This is a genomic window from Paracoccus sp. P2 (assembly GCF_046335115.1).
Taxonomy (GTDB): Bacteria; Pseudomonadota; Alphaproteobacteria; order Rhodobacterales; family Rhodobacteraceae; genus Paracoccus; species Paracoccus pantotrophus.
On record NZ_JBGOSN010000017.1, the window covers coordinates 75,605 to 98,262 of the forward strand.

19 protein-coding genes are annotated in these 22,658 nt (G+C 69.9%); 9 read left to right on the forward strand and 10 right to left on the reverse strand.

Annotated features, from left to right (window positions below; genetic code table 11):
• Positions 1-49: 49 nt before the first annotated feature.
• Genes ACDP63_RS12700 through ACDP63_RS12710 form a run of 3 tightly spaced genes read right to left on the reverse strand, consistent with a single transcriptional unit; the run spans position 50 to position 3,267 of the window.
• The gene (locus ACDP63_RS12700) at positions 50-1,375 is read right to left on the reverse strand and encodes a hybrid sensor histidine kinase/response regulator (RefSeq protein WP_409928100.1); all 1,326 of its coding nucleotides are present in this window, start codon (positions 1,373-1,375) and stop codon (positions 50-52) included.
• A 3-nt stretch (positions 1,376-1,378) separates the two neighbouring features.
• Positions 1,379-2,560, reverse strand: a complete 1,182-nt coding sequence (locus ACDP63_RS12705) for an FIST N-terminal domain-containing protein (protein WP_024843529.1) — start codon at positions 2,558-2,560, stop codon at positions 1,379-1,381.
• Entirely contained in the window at positions 2,557-3,267 is a 711-nt protein-coding gene (locus tag ACDP63_RS12710; protein ID WP_024843528.1) for a response regulator transcription factor, read from the reverse strand. Before ACDP63_RS12710 ends, ACDP63_RS12705 begins: the two co-directional genes overlap by 4 nt.
• A 189-nt stretch (positions 3,268-3,456) precedes the next feature.
• On the opposite strand from ACDP63_RS12710, the gene ACDP63_RS12715 reads away from it, so the two are divergent.
• The 3 genes from ACDP63_RS12715 to ACDP63_RS12725 all read left to right on the forward strand — a co-directional run bounded on the left by ACDP63_RS12715 (position 3,457) and on the right by ACDP63_RS12725 (position 5,810).
• Positions 3,457-4,440 (forward strand): ABC transporter substrate-binding protein, encoded by a 984-nt coding sequence (locus tag ACDP63_RS12715; protein WP_409928101.1) that lies wholly within the window; start codon positions 3,457-3,459, stop codon positions 4,438-4,440.
• 76 nt (positions 4,441-4,516) lie between these two features.
• Entirely contained in the window at positions 4,517-5,230 is a 714-nt protein-coding gene (locus tag ACDP63_RS12720; protein ID WP_374327897.1) for an ABC transporter permease, read from the forward strand.
• On the forward strand, positions 5,220-5,810 hold the full coding sequence (locus ACDP63_RS12725) for an ATP-binding cassette domain-containing protein (protein WP_024843525.1): 591 nt from the start codon (positions 5,220-5,222) through the stop codon (positions 5,808-5,810). Before ACDP63_RS12720 ends, ACDP63_RS12725 begins: the two co-directional genes overlap by 11 nt.
• On the opposite strand, the gene ACDP63_RS12730 is transcribed toward ACDP63_RS12725, so the two are convergent.
• The 6 genes from ACDP63_RS12730 to pqqA all read right to left on the reverse strand — a co-directional run bounded on the left by ACDP63_RS12730 (position 5,798) and on the right by pqqA (position 9,843).
• Positions 5,798-6,568, reverse strand: a complete 771-nt coding sequence (locus ACDP63_RS12730; RefSeq protein WP_024843524.1) for a quinoprotein dehydrogenase-associated SoxYZ-like carrier — start codon at positions 6,566-6,568, stop codon at positions 5,798-5,800. The two genes, ACDP63_RS12725 and ACDP63_RS12730, sit on opposite strands and share 13 nt — an antisense overlap.
• A complete protein-coding gene (gene pqqE / locus ACDP63_RS12735; protein WP_024843523.1) occupies positions 6,565-7,701 on the reverse strand; it encodes a pyrroloquinoline quinone biosynthesis protein PqqE in 1,137 nt (378 codons plus the stop codon). The genes ACDP63_RS12730 and pqqE overlap by 4 nt, the downstream gene beginning before the upstream one ends.
• On the reverse strand, positions 7,698-8,006 hold the full coding sequence (gene pqqD / locus ACDP63_RS12740; RefSeq protein ID WP_024843522.1) for a pyrroloquinoline quinone biosynthesis peptide chaperone PqqD: 309 nt from the start codon (positions 8,004-8,006) through the stop codon (positions 7,698-7,700). Before pqqD ends, pqqE begins: the two co-directional genes overlap by 4 nt.
• Positions 8,003-8,797 (reverse strand): pyrroloquinoline-quinone synthase PqqC, encoded by a 795-nt coding sequence (gene pqqC, locus ACDP63_RS12745; RefSeq protein ID WP_024843521.1) that lies wholly within the window; start codon positions 8,795-8,797, stop codon positions 8,003-8,005. The genes pqqD and pqqC overlap by 4 nt, the downstream gene beginning before the upstream one ends.
• Positions 8,794-9,684: a pyrroloquinoline quinone biosynthesis protein PqqB gene (pqqB, locus tag ACDP63_RS12750; protein ID WP_024843520.1), complete on the reverse strand. Its 891-nt coding sequence runs from the start codon at positions 9,682-9,684 to the stop codon at positions 8,794-8,796. The genes pqqC and pqqB overlap by 4 nt, the downstream gene beginning before the upstream one ends.
• A gap of 66 nt (positions 9,685-9,750) precedes the next feature.
• A complete protein-coding gene (gene pqqA, locus ACDP63_RS12755; protein ID WP_024843519.1) occupies positions 9,751-9,843 on the reverse strand; it encodes a pyrroloquinoline quinone precursor peptide PqqA in 93 nt (30 codons plus the stop codon).
• A 139-nt stretch (positions 9,844-9,982) separates the two neighbouring features.
• On the opposite strand from pqqA, the gene ACDP63_RS12760 reads away from it, so the two are divergent.
• The 6 genes from ACDP63_RS12760 (at position 9,983) to ACDP63_RS12785 (ending at position 20,846) form a co-directional block, all read left to right on the forward strand.
• Positions 9,983-11,041, forward strand: a complete 1,059-nt coding sequence (locus ACDP63_RS12760) for a quinoprotein relay system zinc metallohydrolase 2 (RefSeq protein ID WP_024843518.1) — start codon at positions 9,983-9,985, stop codon at positions 11,039-11,041.
• A gap of 57 nt (positions 11,042-11,098) precedes the next feature.
• Positions 11,099-16,600, forward strand: coding sequence for an alpha-2-macroglobulin family protein (locus ACDP63_RS12765; protein WP_024843517.1), 5,502 nt, complete (start codon positions 11,099-11,101; stop codon positions 16,598-16,600).
• Between the two features lie 129 nt (positions 16,601-16,729).
• Positions 16,730-17,728, forward strand: coding sequence for a helix-turn-helix domain-containing protein (locus tag ACDP63_RS12770; protein WP_024843516.1), 999 nt, complete (start codon positions 16,730-16,732; stop codon positions 17,726-17,728).
• A 106-nt stretch (positions 17,729-17,834) separates the two neighbouring features.
• Positions 17,835-19,361, forward strand: coding sequence for an aldehyde dehydrogenase (gene adh, locus ACDP63_RS12775; protein ID WP_024843515.1), 1,527 nt, complete (start codon positions 17,835-17,837; stop codon positions 19,359-19,361).
• Positions 19,362-19,452: 91 nt separating this feature from the next.
• Complete coding sequence (gene adhP / locus ACDP63_RS12780; protein WP_024843514.1) at positions 19,453-20,487, forward strand: alcohol dehydrogenase AdhP; 1,035 nt, start codon at positions 19,453-19,455, stop codon at positions 20,485-20,487.
• 2 nt (positions 20,488-20,489) lie between these two features.
• Positions 20,490-20,846: a DUF779 domain-containing protein gene (locus ACDP63_RS12785; protein WP_024843513.1), complete on the forward strand. Its 357-nt coding sequence runs from the start codon at positions 20,490-20,492 to the stop codon at positions 20,844-20,846.
• A 681-nt stretch (positions 20,847-21,527) separates the two neighbouring features.
• Here the strand turns inward: ACDP63_RS12785 and ACDP63_RS12790 are convergent.
• On the reverse strand, positions 21,528-22,658 hold a 1,131-nt coding region (locus tag ACDP63_RS12790; RefSeq protein ID WP_409928102.1), incomplete at its 5' end, for a hypothetical protein.

A 22,658-nucleotide genomic window follows, 5' to 3' on the forward strand; every position in this document is an offset into this window, starting at 1 on the left:
CGTCCGGGCCGCGGCGAAAGCCCGCCGCCGGCTGCCTGCTGCTTTGGTCTTAGGCCAGCATCCGCTGCAGCATGGCTTGCAGATCCTCGGGGCGCACGGGCTTTTCCAGCACCGGCACGCCCATCTTCTGGCAGACGCTGCCCAGTTCCGGCCCCCGTCGGGCCGAGACCACGATGGCCGGCACCGCCTGCCCCGCCGCCTTGCGCAGGGCGGCGATGGCCTGCAGGCCGGTATCGCCGTTGTCGAGGTTATAATCGGCGATCACCACGTCCGGCGGCTCGTCGCCCATCTGCGCCAGCGCCTCGGCAATGCCGCCCGAGACGCGGGCCACCATGCCCAGCCGGTCCTGCAGCACCAGTTGCAGGGCGCGGCGCATGGCGTCGTCATTCTCGACCACCAGCGCCACCCGGCCGCGCAGATGCGGGCCCTGGCCGGCGCCCTCGGGCCGCGCGGCCTCGCATCCCGGCGCCACCAGCGGCAGGCTGACGCGAAACACGGTGCCGCGCCCCGGCTCGCTGTCCATGGCGATGGGATGGCCCAGCTTGGCGCAGGCGCGGCGCACGATGGACAGGCCCAGCCCCATGCCCGGCACCCCGCCGTCGCGCCCGATGCGCTGGAATTCGTCGAAGATGCGGGCGCGGTCGGCGGCGGCGATGCCGATGCCGGTGTCGTAGATCTCCAGCCAGGCGCGCTCGCCGCGCTTGCGCACGCCGACCAGCACGCCGCCGCGGTCGGTATACTTGATCGCGTTCGAAACCAGGTTCTGCGCGATGCGCCGCAGAAAGGTCGGATCGCTTTCCACCACCACCGTTGTCGGCGCAAAGCTGAGCCGCAGTTCCTTGGCCTCGGCCATCGGCGCATATTCGACGGCAAGGCGGCGAAACAGATCGCCCAGATCGACCGGCTTGCGCTGGAACTCGATACGCTGGCTGTCCAGCCGCGAGATGTCCAGCACCGCGTGCATCAGCTCCTCGACCGATTCGAAGGCGCCGGTCAGGCGGCCGGTCAGTTCGCGCTGGAACTCGTCCAGCTGCGTGTCCTTCAGCGCCGAGAGAAACAGCTTGGCGGCGGACAGCGGCTGCAACAGGTCGTGGCTTGCCGCGCGCAGGAAACGGGTCTTGGAGCGGTTGGCCTCCTCGGCCGAGGCGCGGGCGACGGCCAGTTCGCGGTTGCGCTCCGACAGGTCGGCCAGCGCCTGTTCCAGCTCGCGGGTGCGGACCTGCACCTCCTGCTCCAGCGCCACGGCGGCCTGGAACATCGACCAGGCCGAGCCGCGGCTTTCCTCCAGCCGGTCGATGCGCTCGACCAGCACATCGGCGATGCGCGTCAGCTTCTCGACCCGTCGGGCGGGGGGATCGTCGTCGCGCAGGAACATGGTTCAGCCGGGCTCGGGGGGCATCAGCGCCATGCCGACAAAGGTCTGGTTCACATGCATGCCGCTGTGCTGCTCGCCATAGGTGTTGAAGCCGGCGACGCGATAGCGCGCCAGCAATTCCGACATCTGCCCGTCCATGCCGGCGCGTTCCAGCGCCAGCCGCCGCAGCACGCAGTCGAAGCCCAGCACCATCAGCGGCGGCCGCGGCAGCGCGTCCAGCGCCTCGGCAAAGCCGCGCGTCATGTCCATCGCCCGGCCCAGCGTCAGGATGTTGCCTGCCTCGATCCCGGAAAGAAGCTGCAAGCCGCCCTCGGGGGTGATGGCGCGGATGGCGCGGACGTGATGGCGCCGCCCGGTGCGCAGCAGCAGGGGATGGCGGGCGAATTCCGTGGGCGTCAGCGCCTCGACCGGGATGCCGGCCAGCCGGGCATATTCCTGGGCCGCCGGCTCGCCGTTCAGCTCCGTGATGACGCGGTTGTGGCGGTCGGCGGCCGTCACCACGGCGCGGCGGTCGGTCGGGCTGAAATGCGAGAACGAGACCTCGGCCGCCGCCAGATCGGTCTCGACCAGCAAAAACAGCGCCGCGCCGGGATGCGCGGTGCCGTCGACCATCTGGCAGGTCGGCTCGAAGCGCATGCCCTCGGCGCTGGAGCCGCCGACGATGGGCAGGCCGGGGATCGCCGCATCCAGCGTCGCGGTCAGCACGTCCTCCTGCCGGGCCAGCGCATCGGCCAGCAGCACGCCGAAGCTGGAGCGCCGCAGGTCGGGGCGGAAATCGGCGTGAAAGCGGCGCAGCGTCGCCATCCATTCCGACACCGGCACCAGCGCCTGGTCGCGCAGCACGCAGACCCCGACCCGGAAGCTGGCCGAGGGAAAGCCCAGCGCCGTCACCGTCCGCGCGCAATAGCCGGCGGGGCCGATCTCGCCGACCGAGGAGCAGCCGACGACCCGGCAGCCCTCGCCCAGCAGCTCGCGCAGCGCGGCGCCCAGGGCGGGCAGCCCCTCGGCCGGCATGCCGAACAGCAGGACCAGCGCCGGGCGCAGGGGCGCCATGGCCGCGGCGATGCGCCGGGCGGTATCCGCGCCGGCGGCAGGCACCGAGACGGCGATGGGCGCGGGCGGCGGCACGGCCGGCTGCGCCCCGGACCGTGCGCCCGGCCAGGGTTCGGGCGAGGCCGCGCTCATGCCGGTTCGAACAGCCTGACGCTGTTGGCCAGCAGCACCGCCTGGGTGCGGCGCCGGGCGTTGATCTTGGACATGATCGCGGTGATATGGGTCTTGACCGTCGCCTCGGCGATGGACAGCTCGTAGCTGATTTCCTTGTTCGCCTTGCCCTGGCAGATCAGCCGCAGGATCTTCATCTGCTGCGGCGTCAGCGTGGCGAAGCGGCGGGCCAGTTCGGCGCGGGCCGCGTCCTCCTCGCCGGCATGGTCGGGCTGGTAGCTGTCGGGCGTCACCCGCTCGCCCTCCCACATGCGGCGCAGGCTGTCCACCAGCGCCTCGCGGCCCAGCGACTTGCTGATATAGCCCTGCGCCCCGGCCGCCATCGCGGCCGAGATCATGGCGTTTTCCAGGTCGGCCGAGATCATGGTGATCGGCACGTCCGGGATCTGGCGGCGCAGCGTCACCAGCCCCTCGGCACCCCTGGCATCGGGCAGGTTCAGGTCCAGGATCACCGCGTCGGGCGCGCCCTGGTTGCGGATCTGTTCCAGCGCGGCGGCAAGGCTGCGGGCAGTGCGCACGTTCCTGAGCCCGAAGCTGATCTTCAGCGTCAGGGCCAGCGCATCGCACATCAGCGGATGGTCGTCCACGATCAGGATCTCGCGGACACGCTCTGCGGAAAGCCTTGGCGATGCGGCGCGGTCCTGCGACTGCATTTCGGCTGAGGCCATCGTTCTCCTCCCCAAGAAACGATAGTGGGTCGGGGCCTTGGCCGCCGACCTTTACGCATCCATCTTAAGACCGCCACCCGCTGGCGCAAGCCCGTTGGACGGCAAGGCCGGTTTCGGGCTACGACTTCGGTTGTATTGGCCGAAACAGGGCCCCATGGCAATTTGACCGGGGCCAAGGGGGAAATCACTATGCCGTTCAGCCGCAGAATCGCCTTGCTGGCGGGGGCCGCCGCCTTGGCCGGGCTGGCGCGGCCCGCCTTCGCCCAGGACCAGACCCCCGCGATCCGCGTCGGCACGCTGGAAAACGGCACCGTCGCCTGGGAGATCGAGACGATCCGCAGGGGCGGGCTCGACATCGCGAACGGCTTTCGGCTGGTGCCGATGATCCTGGCCGGCAATCCCGCCACCCAGGTCGCCATGCAGGGGGCCGAGGTCGATACCATCGTCTCGGACTGGTTGTGGGTGGCCCAGCAGCGGGCGCGCGGCACCGGCTTTCGCTTCCTGCCCTATTCGACTGCCGTGGGGGGCGTGATGGTGCCGGCGGACAGTCCCGTGCAGACCCTGGCCGACCTGCATGGCAAGAAGATCGGCATCGCCGGCGGTCCGGTGGACAAGAGCTGGCTGATCCTGCGCGCCTGGTCGCGCGAAAAGCTGGGCGCGGACCTGGCCGAGGTGACGCAGCAGGTCTTCGGCGCGCCGCCGATGATCCTGAACGCGGCCGAGACCGGCGAGGTCGATGCCGCGATCAACTTCTGGCATTTCCAGGCCAGGATGCAGGCGCGCGGCATGCGCGAGATCATGTCGGTCGAGACGGCGGCGGGCGATCTGGGGCTGGACCCCTCGACGCCGCTTCTGGGCTATGTGCTGCGCGACGACTGGATCGCGGCCAACCCGGCGCTGGCGGCGGGGCTGGCGCGCGCCTCCCGCGCCGCCAAGGATCTGCTGGCCCGGGACGATGCCGCCTGGGACACGCTGCGCCCAATCATGGAAGCCGCCGACGATGCCGAGTTCGAGGCGCTGAAGGCCGGCTGGCGCGCCGGCATCCCCGCGCCCGGCCCAGTCGATGCCGCGAACGCGCAGAAGATGTTCGCCACGATGGCCGAGCTTGGCGGCGAGGAACTGACCGGCGGGCTTGCCACCCTGCCCGAAGGCCTGTTCTGGTGGCCGGAGTAGCCCTGCCTTGACCGGACCGCCCAGATCTCCTGCGCTGCGCCCCGGTCTCGTGCCGGGGGTGCTGTCGATCCTGGCCATGCTGCTGGTCTGGACCCTGGCCTCGCAGCTGACCGACCGGCCGCAGACCCTGCCGGCGCCCTGGGACGTGGCGGCGCGCATCGGCCGGCTGGCCGCGACCGGGGAGCTGTGGTTCAACGCCGGCATGACCCTGTTCCGCGTGGTCGCCAGCTTTGCGCTGGCCATGGCGGCGGGCATGGCGCTGGGGCTGTGGATGGGCCGCAGCCGCGGGGCCGACCAATGGCTCAACCCCGGCCTCATCATCCTGCTGAACGTGCCGGCGCTGGTCGTCATCGTGCTGTGCTATATCTGGATCGGGCTGAACGAGACCGCCGCCATCCTGGCCGTGGCGCTGAACAAGATCCCGGTGGTCACGGTGATGATCCGCGAGGGCACCCGCGCGCTGCGCCCCGACCTCGACGACATGGCCCGCGCCTTTCGCATGCGGCCCTGGGCGCGGCTGCGCCATGTGGTGCTGCCGCAGTTGGCGCCGCATGTCGCCGCCTCGGCGCGGGCCGGGATCTCGCTGATCTGGAAAATCGTGCTGGTGGTCGAGTTCCTGGGCCGCTCGAACGGCGTCGGCTTCAAGATCCACCTGCTGTTCTCCAGCTTCGACGTGACCGGGGTGCTGGCCTGGGCGCTGGCCTTCGTCGCCGTCATGCTGGCCATCGACCTCCTCCTGCTGCGGCCATGGGAGAGCCGCGCCAACCGCTGGAGGCAGGATGCGGCTTGAGCTGGACGCCAAGTCCTTCGGCCCGCGGCAGGTGCTGGGCCGGCTGGCGCTGTCGGTGGCGCGGGGCGAGCGGCTGGCAATCCTCGGCCCCTCGGGCATCGGCAAATCGACACTGCTGCGCATCCTGGCCGGGCTGGACACGGATTATCGCGGCCGGCTGGAAGGCGCCGACCATCTGGCCCTGGTGTTCCAGGAGCCGGTGCTGCTGCCCTGGCGCGACGCGGTGGCGAATATCACCATCCCGACCGGCTGCAGCGCGGCCACGGCGCGGGACTGGCTGGCGCAGGTCGGGCTGGCCGGGCATGAGACGAAATTCCCGCGCCAGCTTTCGCTGGGCCAGCAGCGGCGGCTGGCGCTGGCCCGCGCCTTCGCCGCCGGGCCGGACATCCTGCTGATGGACGAGCCCTTCGCCTCGCTGGATGCCGATACGGCGGCGCGGATGCTGGCCTTGACCGATGCGCTGCTGACCCGCAGCGGCGCCGGGCTGGTGCTGGTCACGCATGACCCGGCCGAGGCCCTGGCGCTGAAGGCCCGCGCCCTGCACCTGGGCGGCGATCCGGCGCGGCTTCAGAAGGACTGATCCCAGGCCCGGCCCTCGGTATCCTCGGCATGGACCGTCACCGGCCCCTGACCCGGCGCATGGGCAAAGCGGAACACCGGGTCTTCGGAGATCGAGATCCCGGCCTCCATGGTGAACAGCGGCGCCTCGCCCTGCTTCACCTCCAGCGTCTGGATGAACTCGGCCGGGATGGTCAGCAGCGTCACCTGGTCGCGTTGCAGGCCCGAGAAATTCGGGTGCCGGATCATCAGCGTGCCGATCCGGCGCCCGTCCCCTTCGGACTGGCGGAAACGCATCTCGCCCATGGTGGCGCGCACCTCGTCCATGCTCTTGCCCGCCGGCGCCGCGCAGCCGCCCGAAGCCTTGACGAAGCGCCCGGCCATGACCTTGCGCCCATCCTCCAGCGTGGCGATGGCGCGCAGGTCGGAATAATTGTCCACCCGCACCCGCACCTCGAAATCCAGCGGCATCAGCGCCGCGCCAAAGGTGAACTCGGCCGCGACCGGGGCGGGATTGCCGTCCACCACCAGCGCCAGCGACCGGATCGCCGGCGCGCCGGGCGGCTGGGTGATGCGCACCGGCACCAGCGCCGGATTGTCGGCCCGCGGCGGCGCGTCGAGGTCGAAGATCGCCGGATCGACCGGCGGCTCCTCATCGGTACCGATCACGGCAAGCCGCATGTCCTCCCACAGGGCAGAGGGCTGCAGGGGATTGGCGACCTCGCCCGCGAGCGCCCCCGGCGCCAGCATCATCGCGGCAAGCAGGCAAGCCAGCCTCATCCCCGTTTCTCCCTTGTCATGCGGCGGTAGACCAGCACGGTCGAATCGCTCGCCGCCTCGGCCTCGGCCGCGGCGCGCAGCCGGGCATGCAGGGCCGAGCGCGAACAGACCGGATCGGTGGCCCGCGCATCGCCCGCCAGCGCCATGGCCTGGCAGCGGCAGCCGCCGAAATCGATCTCGCGCCGCTCGCAGGAGGCGCAGGGCTCGGGCATCCAGCCGGTGCCGCGAAAGGCGTTGAAGGCCGCCCCGTCGTGCCAGATCCGGGCCAGGGGCACCTCGCGCACGTTCTCGAACACCAGGGTTTTGATGGTCTGGGCGGCGTGGCAGGGCAGCACGGTGCCGTCCGGCGCCACGTTCAGCCCGGTCGAGCCCCAGCCGCCCATGCAGCTTTTCGGGAATGCCGCCAGATGGTCGGCGGGCACATAGTCGATGACCATGCGGCCCTGCAGGCGCCGGCGCGCCTCGTCCACCACCTCGCGCGCGCGGTTCGCCTGCGCCTGCGTAGGCATCAGCGGCCGGCGGTTCAGGTCGGCCCAGCCGTGGAACTGCACGGTCGCGACCTCGATGCGCCGGCAGCCGAACCGCTCGGCAAGGTCGATCATCTCGGGCAGGCGGTCGAGGTTCTGGCGATGCACCACCGCGTTCAGCGTCAGCGGAAAGCCGATGGCGCGGACCCATTCCGCAACCTGCATCTTGCGGGCGAAGCTGCCGCCATAGCCGCTGATCCAGTCGGCCATCTCGGCATCGATGCCTTGCAGGGACAGCTGGATGTGATCGACCGCGCCGTCCAGTTCGCGCAGCCGCGCCTCGGTCAGCCCGATGCCCGAGGTGATCAGGTTGACGTAAAGCCCGGCATCGCGGGCCGCGGCGGCGATCTCGGCCAGGTCGCGGCGCGAGGCGGGCTCGCCGCCCGACAGATGCACCTGCAACACGCCCAGATCGGCGGCCTGGCGGAACACCCCGGCCCATTCCGCCGCCTTCAGCTCGGCGCTGGCGCGGGTCAGCTCGACCGGGTTCGAGCAATAGGGACAGGCCAGCGGGCAGCGATGCGTCAGTTCCGCCAGCATGGCCATGGGCAGGCCGACGCGGACCGGGTTGCCGTCGATATCGCGGGGGGCGGGATCGTCTCTCATGCCGGCCCTCCCGCTTCGCCGTCCAGAAACACCATGCGCCGGTCCGCCAAGTCGCGCAGGAAGTCCTGCACATCGCCCTCGATCTGCTCGGGCGGCGCGTCGTAGCGGGCGCAGAGCGTCGCGATCACCTCGGCCAGGCTGCGCTTGCCGTCCAGCTCGGACAGGATGGCATGGCCCACCGGATCGAGCTGGATCACCCGCTCGGGCGCCAGCAGCACGCGGATGCCGCGCACGCGGTCGTCATGCAGCCGCACGCCCCGCGGCAGATAGGGCACCGCGGCCCCGCTGATGCGATCCGCGGTCATGAGGCCCCCGCGGCCTCGGGGGCCGGCTCGGGGATGGCCGCGTCCAGCAGCCCCTCGCCCGGACGCCAGGCGCCGGGGGGGATGTTGCCCTGGACATAGCCGTGCCACAGCGCGTCGAGCTGCGCCCAAAGCACGTCGGTCTTGAAGACCAGCGCCGCCGCCGCCGCATCCTGCTTTTCCAGCGTATCGGCATGGTCCAGCACGTAGTTCAGCCCGAACTCGACATCCTTCGGTGCCTCGGTCAGCCGGTTGCGGAAATAAGCGAGGCTGGCGTCGTCGGCGAAATCGTAATGCTTCAGCAACCCCTCGATGCGCTCGGCATGGATCTTGGGCGCGAACATCTCGGTCAGGCTGGCGGCCACGGCATCGAGCAGCGGCATCTCGCGCACGAAGCGGACATAGGCATCGACGGCAAAGCGCGTCGCCGGCATCACCCCCACGCCGCTGGCGACATAATCGGGGTCGAGGCCGACGGCGCGGGCCAGCGCCAGCCAGCGCCGGATGCCGCCGCCCTGATCGACGCCGCCGTCGTGATCCTCGATGCGGTGGCGCCAGATGCGGCGCAGCTGCGGATCCTCGACCCGCGACAGGAAGGCCGCGTCCTTCATCGGGATGCGCGACTGGTACTGCCAGCGGTTGACGACCCAGGCCCGCACCTCGTCGGGCGTGCATTCCCCGCCATGCAGGCGTTTGTGGAACGGGTGGCGGTCGTGGTAACGCTCGGCGCCGATGCGCTTCAGGCGCTCGTGGAACTCGGCGCGGGTCTGGGCGCGGTGGTCGGCAAGTTTCATGGCGCGATCTCCATTCCGTCATGGCCGACCTGCCAGCCCGCCGCCTGCGCCTGCGCACGCTCGGGGCTGGCCGGATCGACCAGCGGGTTCGAATTGTTCAAATGCACGTAGATGCGGGCACCCAGCTCCAGCTCGCGCAGCGCCTCCAGGCTGCCGCCGGGACCGGAGACCGGCACATGGCCCATGCGCCGCCCGGTCTTGGCGCCCAAACCCGCACGCAGCATCTCGTCATCCGTCCACAGCGTGCCGTCGAACAGCAGCGCATCCGCCCCGGCGATCCGCCCGCGCAGCCAGTCCGGGACCGAGGCACAGCCGGGGATATAGAAGACCCGCCGGCAATTGGCGGCCAGCTCAACCCCCACGGTCTGCTCGCCCATCAGCTCGGTCTCAACCCGCTCGCCCTCCATGTAGAGCGGCACCTTGCCCGGCACGGCGAACAGCGTGGCGGTCAGGCCCGGCGCCAGCTCGAAGCCCTGCTCCAGCGCCACCTCGTGCCGGGCGACCAGCCGCGGGTCCAGCGCCGCCAGCATCGGGTTGGCGGCCAGCACGGCATGGATCGCGGGCGTGGCGAACAGGTGAAACCCCTGCCCTTCGCGCAGGGTCAACAGGCCCGCGACATGGTCGATATCGCCATTCGTCACCAGCACCGAGCGGATCGGAGAACCGCGCAGCCCAGCCGGCCGCAGCGCCGGCGTCGCGGCAAGCTGCTGGCGCAGGTCGGGCGAGGCGTTGACCAGCGCCCAATCCCGACCATTCGCGGAAACGGCAATCCCGCTTTGGCTCATGGCGGGAATGCGTCCGTCGCGCGCGGCTTCGCAATTGCGGCAGCCACAGTTCCACTGCGGAACGCCACCGCCGGCGCCGCTGCCGAGAATCACGATGCGCATGGGAAAGGCTCCGGCAGGCCCGGCCCCCGTCAGCCGGGGACCGGGCCGGGGAATATCGCCGGCGGGCTAGAACAGGACCGGCTCGTCCTCGGCCGGGGCATACATGTTGATTTCCATGCCGCAGGCAATTTCCTTCGGCGCGGGTTTGGTCCAGGCCATGAGTCCTCCTTCTCAAGACAACCGCGGGATGCGGCTTCTGTCGATGCTAAGCCGACCGGGCCGCCAGTCAACACGCCAAAGGTCGTAGATGGCACGGGTCGCGGGCTTGTGTTAGCCTTGCGCCGCGAAAGGAAAGCGGATGTTCCATCTGGTCCTTGCCGCCTGCCTGGCGGCCCAGCCCGCCACCTGCCAGCCCCGCCTGCTGCCTGCCGGCGACGCGCCCACGCGCGAGGATTGCGAGGCGCGCGCCGCCCCCATCGCCCGCGACTGGCTGGCGCGGCATCCCGAACTGACCGGCGGCAGGCCGCGCTGCGTCGAGACCGCCGAACTGCCGGCCCTGAGCGTGCAGGAGGTGGCGGCGGGCATCCATGTGCACCAGGGCGCCATGGCGCAGATCTCAAGGCAGAATCGCGGGCGGATCGCCAACCTGTCCTTTGTCATCGGCGCCGAGACGGTGGCGGTGATCGACGCCGGCGGCAGCCGCGCCGAGGGCGAGGCGCTTTACGCCGCGATCCGGCAAGCGACCGACAAGCCGGTCAGCCACCTGGTCCTGACCCATATGCACCCCGACCACATCCTGGGCGCCGAGGTGTTCTCCGAGGCCGGCGCCAGCATCGTCGCCGATGCCCGCCTGCCCGAGGCAGTGGCGCGGCGCGCGGAAAGCTGGATGGTCTCGACCCCGCGCCAGATCGGCGATGCCGCCTTTGCCGGCACCAGGATCGTCGGCATCGACCAGGCCGTCGCGGCGCCGCAGGTGCTGTCGCTGGGCGACCGGCAGCTGCGGCTGACGCCGGTGCCGGCCGCCCATACCGGCACCGACATGACCGTGCTGGACGAGAAAACCGCCACGCTGTTCACCGGCGATCTGGTGTTTATTGGCCTGACGCCCTCGCTCGACGGCTCGCTGGCGGGCTGGCTCGACTGGATCGCCGCGCCGCCCGACCCCGAGCCGGCGCTGATCGTGCCCGGCCATGGCCCGGTCGCGGAAAGCTGGGACGAGGCGGTGGCACCCGTGCGGCAATATCTGACCGCGCTGCGCGACGCCACGCGCAAGGCGATCGGCGCCGGCCTGCCGCTGTCGCAGGCGATCCCGGCCATCGTCGCGGCGATGCAGCCCGTCTCGGAAGGCTGGGCCGATTTCCGCGACACCACGGCGCGCAACGCCGCCGCGGCCTATGCCGAGCTGGAATGGGAATAGATTGCCTCGCCCGCGCGCCGGTGCCACAACTATGCCGAGCGCGGAAGGAGGAAGGTCATGGCACGTCCCATCTGGCACGGTTTCATCGCGGCAGCCCTGAGCGGGCTTCTCGTCACCGGCGCGGCTCTGGCACAGGATGCGCCGCTGCCCGAGCGGCGGCTGTCTTTGCAAGCCGATACCGACCTGCCGGGCGGCGACCTGGGGCCGATCTTCGACACCACCTTGCAAGCCTGCGTGCAGGCGTGCCTTGGCAATGACGACTGCCGCGCGCTGACCTATAACCAGCGGTCCCGCGCCTGTTTCCCCAAGGGCGAGGGCGCAGGGGCCGCGGCGCCCTTTGCCGGCGCGCTGTCGGGCCATGTCGTCGCCTCGACGGCCGAAGAGCGGCTACGCGCCGAATCCCGCGCCGGTGCCGCGCCCTTCCTCGCCGCGCAGGATCTGGCCGCCGCGCGATCGCTGGCCCGCAGCTTTCCCGCCCTGCACCCGCCCTTGGGCGCGGATTACCCGCAGGGCAGCGCACAGGATGCCGAGAACACGGGCGAGCTGGTGCTGGCCGCCCGCATCCTCGCCGCCGAGGCCGCACGCTTCGACCGGGCCGAGGACTGGACCAATCTGGCCCGGCTGACGCTCTATACCAGCGACCAGAACGACCGCGAGGCGTCGAACGCCATCGCTTCGATGGCGATCAACGGCTATCTGCGCGGGGCCGAGGACGCGGTGGCCGCCCGCGCGCTGTCCTGGCTTGCCATGGCATGGGAGCGGCTGGACCGCGGCCGCGACGCGCTGGCAGCCTTGCGGCTGGCGGCGCGGCTGTCGCCCGGCGACAATGCCATCGCCCAGGCGCTGGAGGAATCGCAGGCCCGCAACGGCTTGCGCGTCACCGACACCCAGGTCGAATCCGAAGGCAGGATGCCGCGCTTCTGCGCGGTGATGTCGCGCGAACTGTCCTCGGGCACCGATTACGCGCAATTCCTGCGCCTGCCCGGCCGCGACCTGACCGTCGAGGCCGATGGCCAGCGGCTTTGCGTCGCCGGCCTGGCCCATGGCCAGGAGGTGGAACTGACCCTGCGCGCCGGCCTGCCCGCCGCCGACGGCGAGGTGCTGGCCCGCGACGTGACGGTCAAGGGCTATGTCCGCGACCGCGCCCCCTCGGTGCGCTTCCCCGGCCGCGCCTATGTGCTGCCCGCCTCGGGCGACCAGCGGCTGTCCATGGTCACGGTCAATGCCGATACGATCAACCTGCGGCTCTTGCGGATTTCCGACCGCAACCTGATCCGCGCCATGGCCGAGGACATGTTCGCCACGCCGCTGGACAGCTGGCGGGCCGATTATTTCAGCGACCGCATGGCGCGCGAGGTCTGGAGGGGCACGGCGCAGGTGGCGAAACCGATGGGGCAGAACAGCCTGAACCAGGAGCTGACCACCAGCCTTGCCATCCCCGCCGAGGCCGGCCCGCTGGAGCCCGGCATCTATATCGCCGAGGCCGGGATCGAGAACGAGAACGTCCAGGACACCGGGCTGGCGACGCAATGGTTCGTGATCTCGGATTTCGGGATCTCCACCTTCTCGGGCACGGACGGGCTGACCGTCGCGGTGCGCAGCCTGGCCGATACCTCGGCCAAGCCGGGGGCCGAGGTGGCGCTGGTCAGCCGCTCGAACGAGGTGCTGGCCAAGGCCGCGACCGATGCCGAGGGCATCGCGCATTTCGCGCCTGGCCTCGCCATGGGCAAGGACGGCGCCGCCCCGGCGCTGGTCACGGTGACCGACTGGCAGGGCGAGGGCGCCGAGCGCAGCCCCCGGGACATGGCCTTCCTGTCGCTCTCGGACCCGGAATTCGACCTTTCCGACCGCGGGGTCGAGGGCCAACCGCCCGCCCCGCCCATCGACCTGTTCCTGACCACCGACAGGGGCGCCTATCGCGTCGGCGAGACGGTGAACGCGACGGTGCTGGCCCGCAATGCCGAGGCCCGGGCGCTGGAGAACCTGCCGCTGACCGCGGTGATCCTGCGTCCCGACGGGGTCGAGGCGATGCGCCTGCCCGCGCAGGATGCCGGCGCCGGCGGCAGCGTGGTCGCCTGGCAGATCCCCGGCAACGCCCCGCGCGGCACCTGGCGGATGGAACTGCGCACCGAGGCGGACGGCCCGGCGCTGGCCACGGCGCGCCTGCTGGTCGAGGATTTCCTGCCCGAGCGCATCGACTTCACCCCGCGCCTGCCCGAAGGCCCGGCCCGCGCCGGCGGCACGCTGGAGCTGTCCCTTGCCGCGCATTGGCTGTTCGGCGCACCGGCCGCGAACCTGCCGGTCGAGGGGCAGCTGCGCCTGTCCCCGACCCGCAGCCTGACCGGCTTCGACGGCTATGTCTTCGGCCGGCACGATGACGACAGCGCGCCGGTGACGGACAGCCTGCCGCCGGGCACCACCGATCCGCAGGGCCATTACCAGACGCAGATCGAACTGCCGCCGGCTGGCCGGCTCGGCCCCCGCCCGGTTCGGGCCGAGCTGGTGCTGGACATCCGCGAAGGCGCCGGCCGCCCGGTCGAGCGCAGCGAAACGCGCGTGGTCATGCCCGAGGCGCCGGTTGCCGGCATCCGCCCGCTGTTCGAGGGCGACACCGTGTCCGAAGGCTCGGACGCGCGCTTTGCGCTGGTCGCGGTCGGCCCGGACCTGAAACCGGCCGCCGAGCCGCTGCGCTGGGTGCTGAACCGCATCGACACCGATTACCAATGGTATTCGCTGGGCGGGCAATGGAACTGGGAGGCGATCACCACCCGCACCCGCATCACCGAGGGCGTGGCCGAGCCGGGCCAGGCCCCGGCCGAGATCGCCGCCCCGGTCGAATGGGGCCAGTATGAGCTGGTGGCCGAGCCGGCCTCGGGTCAGGGCGGGCAAAGCTCGGTGCGGTTCTATGCCGGCTGGGGTGCGGTCGCCAATTCGGGGACCGAGACGCCCGACCGCTTGCAGGTGGTGCTGGACAAGCCCGCCTATCGCAGCGGCGATGTCGCCCGCGTCCGGGTCGAGGCCGCCAGCGAGGGGCTGGGCCTCGTCTCGGTGCTGTCGAACCGTCTGGTGTCCATGCAGACCGTGGCGCTCAAGGCGGGCGAGAACCAGGTCGACCTGCCGGTGACCGACGACTGGGGCGCCGGGGTCTATGTCACCGTCAGCGCCATCCGCCCGCTGGGCGAGGCGCGGCCCGGCGACCGCCAGCCGGTGCGGGCGCTGGGTCTGGCCCATGCCGCCGTCGATCCCGGCGACCGCAGGCTTGCCGCCAGCATCGCGGCCCCGGCCGAGACGCGGCCGCGCGGCACCATCCCGGTCACGCTGAAGGTCGAGGGCGCGGCGGGCGAGACGGTGCATGCCACCGTCGCCGCCGTCGACCAGGGCATCCTGAACCTGACCCGCTTCCAGCCGCCGAACCCCTCGCAGCATTACTTCGGCCAGCGCCGGCTGGGCGTCGGCTTGCGCGACCTTTACGGGCGGCTGATCCTGCCGACCGGAGCGCCGGACGGCGCGCTGCGCGAAGGCGGCGACGCCAGCCTTGCCGGCAATGCCGAGGCGCCGCCGCCGACCGAAAAGCTGATGAGCTGGTTCTCGGGTCCGCTGACCGTGGGCGCGGACGGCACGGCCACCGTCGAGGTGCCGGTGGGCGATTTCAATGGCGAGGTGCGGGTGATGGCCGTGGTCTGGTCCGCCAAGGGCCTGGGCCAGGCCGATGCCTCGGTGCTGGTGCGCGACCCGGTGGTGATGACCGTGACCGCGCCCGCCTTCCTCGCACCGGGCGACCGGGCGCAGGTCGGGCTGCGGCTGACCCATGCCTCGGGCCCGGCGGGCGAGATGCGGCTCTCGGTCCAGCAGGTCGGCGGCGAGGCGCCGCTGACCACCAGCCTGCCCACGGACAGCGTGACCCTGGCCGAGAAGGCCGAGGCGCAGGTGCAGATGCCCGTCACCGCCGGCGATGCCGAGGGACTGGCCAATCTGCGTCTGACCCTGACCACGCCGGACGGCGCGGGGCTGACCAAGGACATCGCCATCCCGGTGGCGCTGAACGAGGCCGACATCCAGCGCCAGGACCGGCTGGTGGTCGAGCCGGGGCAAAGCCTGACCGTGCCCGCCAGCCTGACGCAGGGCCTGCTGCCCGGCGCCGAGGTGACGGCGGCGCTTGGCCCCTATGCCCGGCTGGACGTGGCCGGCGCGCTGATGCGGCTGGCGCGCTATCCCTATGGCTGCACCGAACAGCTGGCCTCGGGCGCGATGCCGCTGATCTACCTGCCCGGCCTGGCCGCCGCCGAAGGGGTCGATGGCGGCGATGCGGCCAAGCAGGTGGACAAGGCGATCACCCGGATCCTGACCCGGCAGGGCTCGAACGGCGGATTCGGCCTCTGGTCGGCGGATTCGGGCGACCTGTGGCTGGAGGCCTATGTCACCGACTTCCTGTCGCGGGCACGGGCGGCAGGCCATCAGGTGCCCGAGACCGGCTTCCGCATGGCCATCGACAACCTGCGCAACCGCGCCAATTACGCCACCGAACCCGCCGCCGCCTCGGCCGAGGAGAACGCGGCGCTGGCCTATGCGCTGGCGGTGCTGGCGCGGGAACGGGCGGCGACGGTGGGCGATCTGCGCTATTACGCCGATACCGCCGCAGGCTCCTTCTCGACCCCGATGGCCGCGGCCCATCTGGGGGCTGCGCTGGCCTCTTATGGCGACCAGCAGCGGGCGGATCGCCTGTTCACGCAAGCGCGGAACCTGCTGAACCTGGGCGCGCCCGAGCCCTATGCCTTCCGCGCCGATTACGGCACCCGGCTGCGCGACGCCACGGCGCTGCTGGCGCTGGCGGCCGAGGCAAGGACGCAGGCGGTCGACGCCACCGACCTGACCAGCCAGATCGCCGAGCGCATCGCCCGGGCCGAGGAGGACGGGCGCAGCCTGTCCACCCAGGAATCGGTCTGGACCGTGCTGGCGGCGCAGTCGCTGTTCGGCGCGGCCCCGCCCGCAACGCTGAACGGCGTGGCGCTGACCCAGCCGGTCGCAAGCCTGCCGGCGGATGCGAGCATCGCCAATACCGGCGAAAGCGCGCTGGAAGTGACGCTGACCGCGACCGGCAAGCCCGCGGGCCCGGTCGCGGCCGGCGGCAAGGGCTATGGCATCGCCCGGCGCTATTACAGCATGCAGGGCGAGGCGCTGGACGCGGCGCAACTGCAGCAGGGCACGCGCATGGTGGTGGTGCTGGAGGTCGCGCCGCAATCCGAGGGCGGCGGACGGCTGGTCATCGCCGATCCGCTGCCGGCCGGGTGGGAGATCGACAACCCGAACCTCTTGCGCGCCGGCGACGTCTCGGCGCTGGACTGGCTGGAGGGCGAGACCGCGGCCGAGATGACCGAGTTCCGCGCCGACCGTTTCGCCGCGGCGCTGACCTGGACCTCGGGTGAACGCTTCCGGCTGGCCTATATCGTCCGCGCGGTGACGCCGGGCGAATTCCGCCACCCTGCCGCCAGCGTCGAGGACATGTATCGCCCCGAATTCCGCGCCTGGTCGGACAGCGGCGCCGTCACCGTCACGCCCTGAAAACCGCAAGCACCCCGGCCGCGAAACGGCCGGGGTGTTTCGCCGCGGGCGCTTCACGAAAGCATTGCTTGCCCGATCGCGTCCCGCCGCGCAATAATCCCGCCACCGCGTAAGGAAGGGGAGGACGCCTTGCCCGAGACCCGCCCGGCACCGCACAGCACAACCCGCCACGAGGATCGCGTGGTCCAGGCCTCGCAATCGCCCGGCGCCGTCACCCGGCTGGCGGCAAGCTGGCGCCGCTCGATGCTCAAGCACGGGCTGGACCCGGCCCGGCCGCCCGAGCCGCGCCGCCTGACCGAGCGCGAGCTGTCCGAGCGCGTCGAGCGCATGGACCGTTTCATCGCCGTCGCCCGGCCGCAGCTGGACCAGCTGTTCCAGTTGGTCTGCCCGACCGGCTGCAACCTGCTGCTGACCGATGCCCAGGGCATCGTGCTGGAACACCGCGTCAGCCAGGGCGATGCCGCCACTTTTCGCGGCTGGGGGCTGTGGCGCGGCATGGACTGGTCCGAGGCGGTGCAGGGCACCAATGGCATCGGCACCTGCCTGGCCGAGGGACGGCAGGTCACCATCCACCGCGACGAGCATTTCTATGCCCGCAACACCGGGCTGTCCTGCATGGACGCGCCGATCTGGGGCCCGGACGGGCGGCTGATCGCGGCGCTGGACATCAGTTCCGCCCGCGCCGACCATACCGAGCGGCTGAACGCGCTGATCGCGGCGCAGGTGGCGCATAGCGCCCGCGCCATCGAGGCGGCCTTCTTCCGCGTCTCCTTCCCCGGCGCGCGCATCGTCACGCCGCAGGCCGAAGGGGCCGAGGACGGCACGCTGCTGATCGCGGTGGATAAGGACGATCTGGCCATCGGCGCCAATCGCGCCGCCCGCCGCGCCTTCGGCCTTGAGAAAGAGGGGCAATTGCGCCCGCGCCCGGCCTCGGACCTGCTGGGCCGGCAGGACGAGGCGACCGGGTTCGAGCGCGCCGAACGCGCCGCCGTGATTCGCGCGCTGGCCAGGGCCGAGGGCAATGTCTCGGCCGCCGCCCGCGCGCTGGGGGTGGGACGCGCCACGCTCTACCGCCGCATGGCGCGGCTGGGCATCGACGAAAACCCCGGCAAACTGTCTCGCCCCTGAAACACATCGGCCCCGCGGCGCGAAGCCCCGCGTTGACCCCAGGGGGTCTCAGGGCACAGGCTCTTGTGCAACCGGCTGGAGGAGCCGGGCTGACAGGAGGAAGATCATGCCGAACGACCAGACGCATCCTTTCCGGGGCGTGAACGCGCTGCCCTTCGAGGAACGCTACGACAACTTCATCGGCGGCGAATGGGTGGCGCCCATCTCGGGCAAGTATTTCACCAACACCACCCCGATCACCGGCGCCGAGATCGGCCAGATCGCGCGTTCCGAGGCGGGCGACATCGAACTGGCGCTGGACGCCGCCCATGCCGCCAAGGACAAATGGGGCGCCACCAGCCCGGCCGAGCGCGCCAACATCATGTTGAAGATCGCCGACCGGATGGAGCAGAACCTGGAACTGCTCGCCACCGCCGAGACCTGGGACAACGGCAAGCCGATCCGCGAGACCATGGCCGCCGACCTGCCGCTGGCCATCGACCATTTCCGCTATTTCGCCGGCGTGCTGCGCGCGCAGGAAGGCTCGATCAGCCAGATCGACGACGACACCGTCGCCTATCACTTCCACGAGCCGCTGGGCGTGGTGGGGCAGATCATCCCATGGAACTTCCCGCTGCTGATGGCCTGCTGGAAGCTGGCCCCGGCGATTGCCGCCGGCAATTGCGTGGTGCTGAAACCGGCCGAGCAGACCCCGGCCGGCATCATGGTCTGGGCCAACCTGATCGGCGACCTGCTGCCGCCGGGCGTGCTGAACATCGTCAACGGCTTCGGGCTCGAGGCCGGCAAGCCGCTGGCGTCCAGCAACCGGATCGCCAAGATCGCCTTTACCGGCGAGACGACGACCGGCCGCCTCATCATGCAATACGCATCCGAGAACCTGATCCCGGTGACGCTGGAGCTGGGCGGCAAGTCCCCGAACATCTTCTTTGCCGACGTGGCGCGCGAGGACGACGATTTCTTCGACAAGGCGCTGGAGGGCTTTACCATGTTCGCGCTGAACCAGGGCGAGGTCTGCACCTGCCCATCGCGCGTGCTGATCCAGGAATCGATCTATGACAAGTTCATGGAGCGCGCCGTCCAGCGCGTGCAGGCGATCAAGCAGGGCGACCCGCGCGAAAGCGACACCATGATCGGCGCGCAGGCGTCGAGCGAGCAGAAGGAAAAGATCCTCAGCTATCTCGACATCGGCAAGAAGGAGGGCGCCGAGGTGCTGACCGGCGGCAAGGCGGCCGATCTGGGCGGCGAGCTGTCGGGCGGCTATTACATCGAGCCGACGATCTTCCGCGGCAACAACAAGATGCGGATCTTCCAGGAGGAAATCTTCGGCCCCGTGGTCTCGGTCACCACCTTCAAGGATCAGGCCGAGGCGCTGGAGATCGCCAACGACACGCTTTACGGGCTTGGCGCCGGCGTGTGGTCGCGCGATGCCAATACCTGCTACCGCATGGGCCGCGGCATCAAGGCCGGCCGGGTCTGGACCAATTGCTATCACGCCTATCCGGCCCATGCGGCCTTCGGCGGCTACAAGCAGTCCGGCATCGGGCGCGAGACGCACAAGATGATGCTGGACCACTATCAGCAGACCAAGAACATGCTGGTCAGCTATTCCCCGAAGAAGCTGGGCTTCTTCTAGGGGAACGGCCGGGCGCGCGTCACCCCGCGCCCGGCACCCTTCCTCCCTCCCCCTTTCCTCCCCCAAGAGCAACTGCAAGGAGTTCCCTCTCATGGCCAAGACCATGAAAGCCGCCGTCGTGCGCGCATTCGGCAAGCCGCTGACCATAGACGAGGTGCCGGTCCCCGAGCCCGGACCCGGCATGATCCAGGTGAAAATCCAGGCATCCGGCGTCTGCCACACCGACCTGCACGCCGCCGAGGGCGACTGGCCGGTCAAGCCGAACCCGCCCTTCATTCCGGGCCACGAGGGCGTGGGCTTCGTCTCGGCCGTGGGCGCCGGGGTGAAGCACGTCAAGGAGGGCGACCGGGTCGGCGTGCCCTGGCTTTACACCGCCTGCGGCCATTGCCGGCATTGCCTGGGCGGCTGGGAGACGCTGTGCGAAAGCCAGCTCAACACCGGCTATTCGGTGAACGGCGGCTTTGCCGAATATGTGGTGGCCGATCCGAACTATGTCGGCCACCTGCCGAAGAACGTCGATTTTGTGGACATCGCCCCGGTGCTCTGCGCGGGCGTCACGGTCTACAAGGGGCTGAAGGTCACCGACACCAAGCCCGGCGACTGGGTGGTGATCTCGGGCATCGGCGGGCTGGGCCATATGGCGGTGCAATATGCCAAGGCCATGGGGATGAATGTCGCGGCCGTGGACATCGACGACGACAAGCTCGCGCTGGCGCGCAAGCTGGGCGCGACGGTGACGGTCAATGCCGCGACCGACCCCGACCCGGCCGCCGCGATCAAGCGCCAGACCGACGGCGGCGCGCAGGGCGTGCTGGTCACGGCCGTCGGCCGCAAGGCCTTCGAGCAGGCCATCGGCATGGTCGCCCGCGGTGGCACGGTGGCGCTGAACGGGCTGCCTCCGGGCGATTTCCCGCTGGACATCTTCGGCATGGTGCTGAACGGCATCACCGTGCGCGGCTCGATCGTCGGCACCCGGCTGGACCTGCAGGAATCGCTGGATTTCGCCGGCGAGGGCAAGGTCAGGGCGACCGTGCATCGCGCGAAGCTCGAGGACATCAACGACATCTTCGGCCAGATGCACAAGGGCCAGATCGAGGGCCGCATGGTGCTGGACATGGCGGGCTGAGCATGAAGCCCGTCGCCAATCCCGAGAGGCCTGGCCAGGTCGAGGCCACCCCGGCCGCGCTGGCGCTTCTGACCGAGATCGTCGCCGATCACGGGCCGGTGCTGTTTCACCAGTCCGGGGGGTGCTGCGACGGGTCTTCGCCGATGTGCTATCCGCAGGGCGATTTCCGCATCGGCGAACATGACGTGAAGCTGGGCGAGGTCGGCGGCATGCCCTTCTACATCTCGGCCAGCCAATACGAAACCTGGAAGCACACCCGCCTGATCATCGACGTGGTGCCCGGCCGCGGCGGCATGTTCAGCCTGGACAACGGGCGCGAGCGGCGCTTCCTGGTGCGGTCCGAGATCTGCCGGCTCTGACCGCGGCGCGGGCGCACGGCCTCCCCCAAGCCGTCCGTGCGCCCGCCCTGCCCCCTGCCGCTTGCGGCGATACCGGGACACGCAGGCCCGGCCTATCCGGGGCCTGCGAGCGTTCCCTTCCTCTGCCAAGGCCCGCCGTTTTGCGTTCCGGTCCCTGGGCGCCCGGCTGAATGCAGGCGCGCTCGCGGGTGAAAGGGCATCGTTCCGCCACCGCGCAAGACGACACCTGCAACAGCAAGAGAGACGCAAGCTCTTGAAAAGACTTGGAGGCGGGTACCGCTACGGTAAACCTCTGAAATCAAACGGAAAAGTTGCACTTCTACCCGCGAGTATACCCGCAGTTCAGATGGGTTCTGCGCAATTTGCCCGCCCTGTTGCTCTGCCGCCACGGTTTCACCGGCCCACAAGATAGACCACAACCGATCTTCTGTCACGCGCAGGCGCTGGGCTGGGGGCGATCATGGGTCCCTTTCCATGTGCCACCCCAGCGGGTGCCCTGAACCGCGACTTGTCAGCCTGTGCAGGATTTTCGCAATGCTGGGGCCAATCTTGCTGCCTGAAAATTGAAATCGCGCGATCTTGGCGGGTCGGCGTCCCCGCCCAGCGCACCCCCACCCCAAGAAGGACCCGTAGCCAAGATCGGGCAGGGCCGATGATCGGACAGGGCGCAGTTCAATCGGATCACTGCACGCTGTCACCGCGGTTAGGCGAGGGCGTTTCAGGTGCCTGCATTGCCGCTTCCGGTTCCGCTTCCGCCTGATCAGAAAGCGTCTTGGCGATACCGCGCAGAATGCTCGCGATCTCGGCGTCTGCCGCGTCTTGGCGTTCTGTTTCAGTTTCCCGAGTTTCTTGCATGGCTTCTAGCTGCGCCGCCATCGCATCAAACGAATTTCGCATTTTAACCAAGGCTTCTGTGTTTGCCCGAACGGCGGCGTCCCCATCCGAAAGCCGCGCTTCAAGCTGCAAAGCGATGGTCAGGAAGAACGTCAGGATGCTGATGATGACCTGAATCGTGGCGACCCTGCGGTGAAAGGCAGCCTCTGCTTTGGCGTCAACCGCCGCGCCCTTGTGTTCTTCAAGCAGCGCCTCCTGTGCCGCAAGGCTGCGGGCGAGCATTGCTTCCAGGCTACCCGCAAGATCAAAGTTAAGAGCCGCAACAGAGGTGAGGTCACGCACCCGCGCAAACGCAGACGCTTGATCCGCAAGCGCCGCCGCTACCGACCTGAATTCGTCATGGAAGGTCGGGGTAAGCCCCAACATGTGCACCGCGTTCGCTGCCTCAATCGCGGACCCCATACGGCCGATGCCAAGTGCCTCAATCGCTGAGCCAAAGCGTGGGATGTTCACCGCCTTGGTAAGATCGAAAAGACTGGAAGCCTTTAGCGCCCGCCGCATATCCGCAAACATGTCCATGTGCTGATTGATCAAGCTGGACTGTTCGCGCATGTCCTGAAAAAACCGGGATGCCGCACCCGTAGCGGAGCCAGTGATTGCGTTCAGAAAGCCACCGGGCAGGCCCCCAAGAGCAAGGTTTCGCGCCTGCGCGAATGCATCCTGTTCGATTTTGAATTGGTCTGCGAGTGCAGTTATGCCCGAAAAAGCGGACACATCCGGCAGCGCCAAAGCCCGCATCGCTTTTTGTTGGGCTTTCATCTGTTCAGTGAAAACACTCACCCCGGTCAGGGCGTCTAGCTGATCCTTCAGCATGGTCAGAGGTGGACCCGCCTGGTGAGACAGTTTGGCGGCTTGGCTAAGGTGGATCGGGTTGGTTTCTATGCCGCCAGTCGCTCCGTCATTTCCGCCGTAGCATAG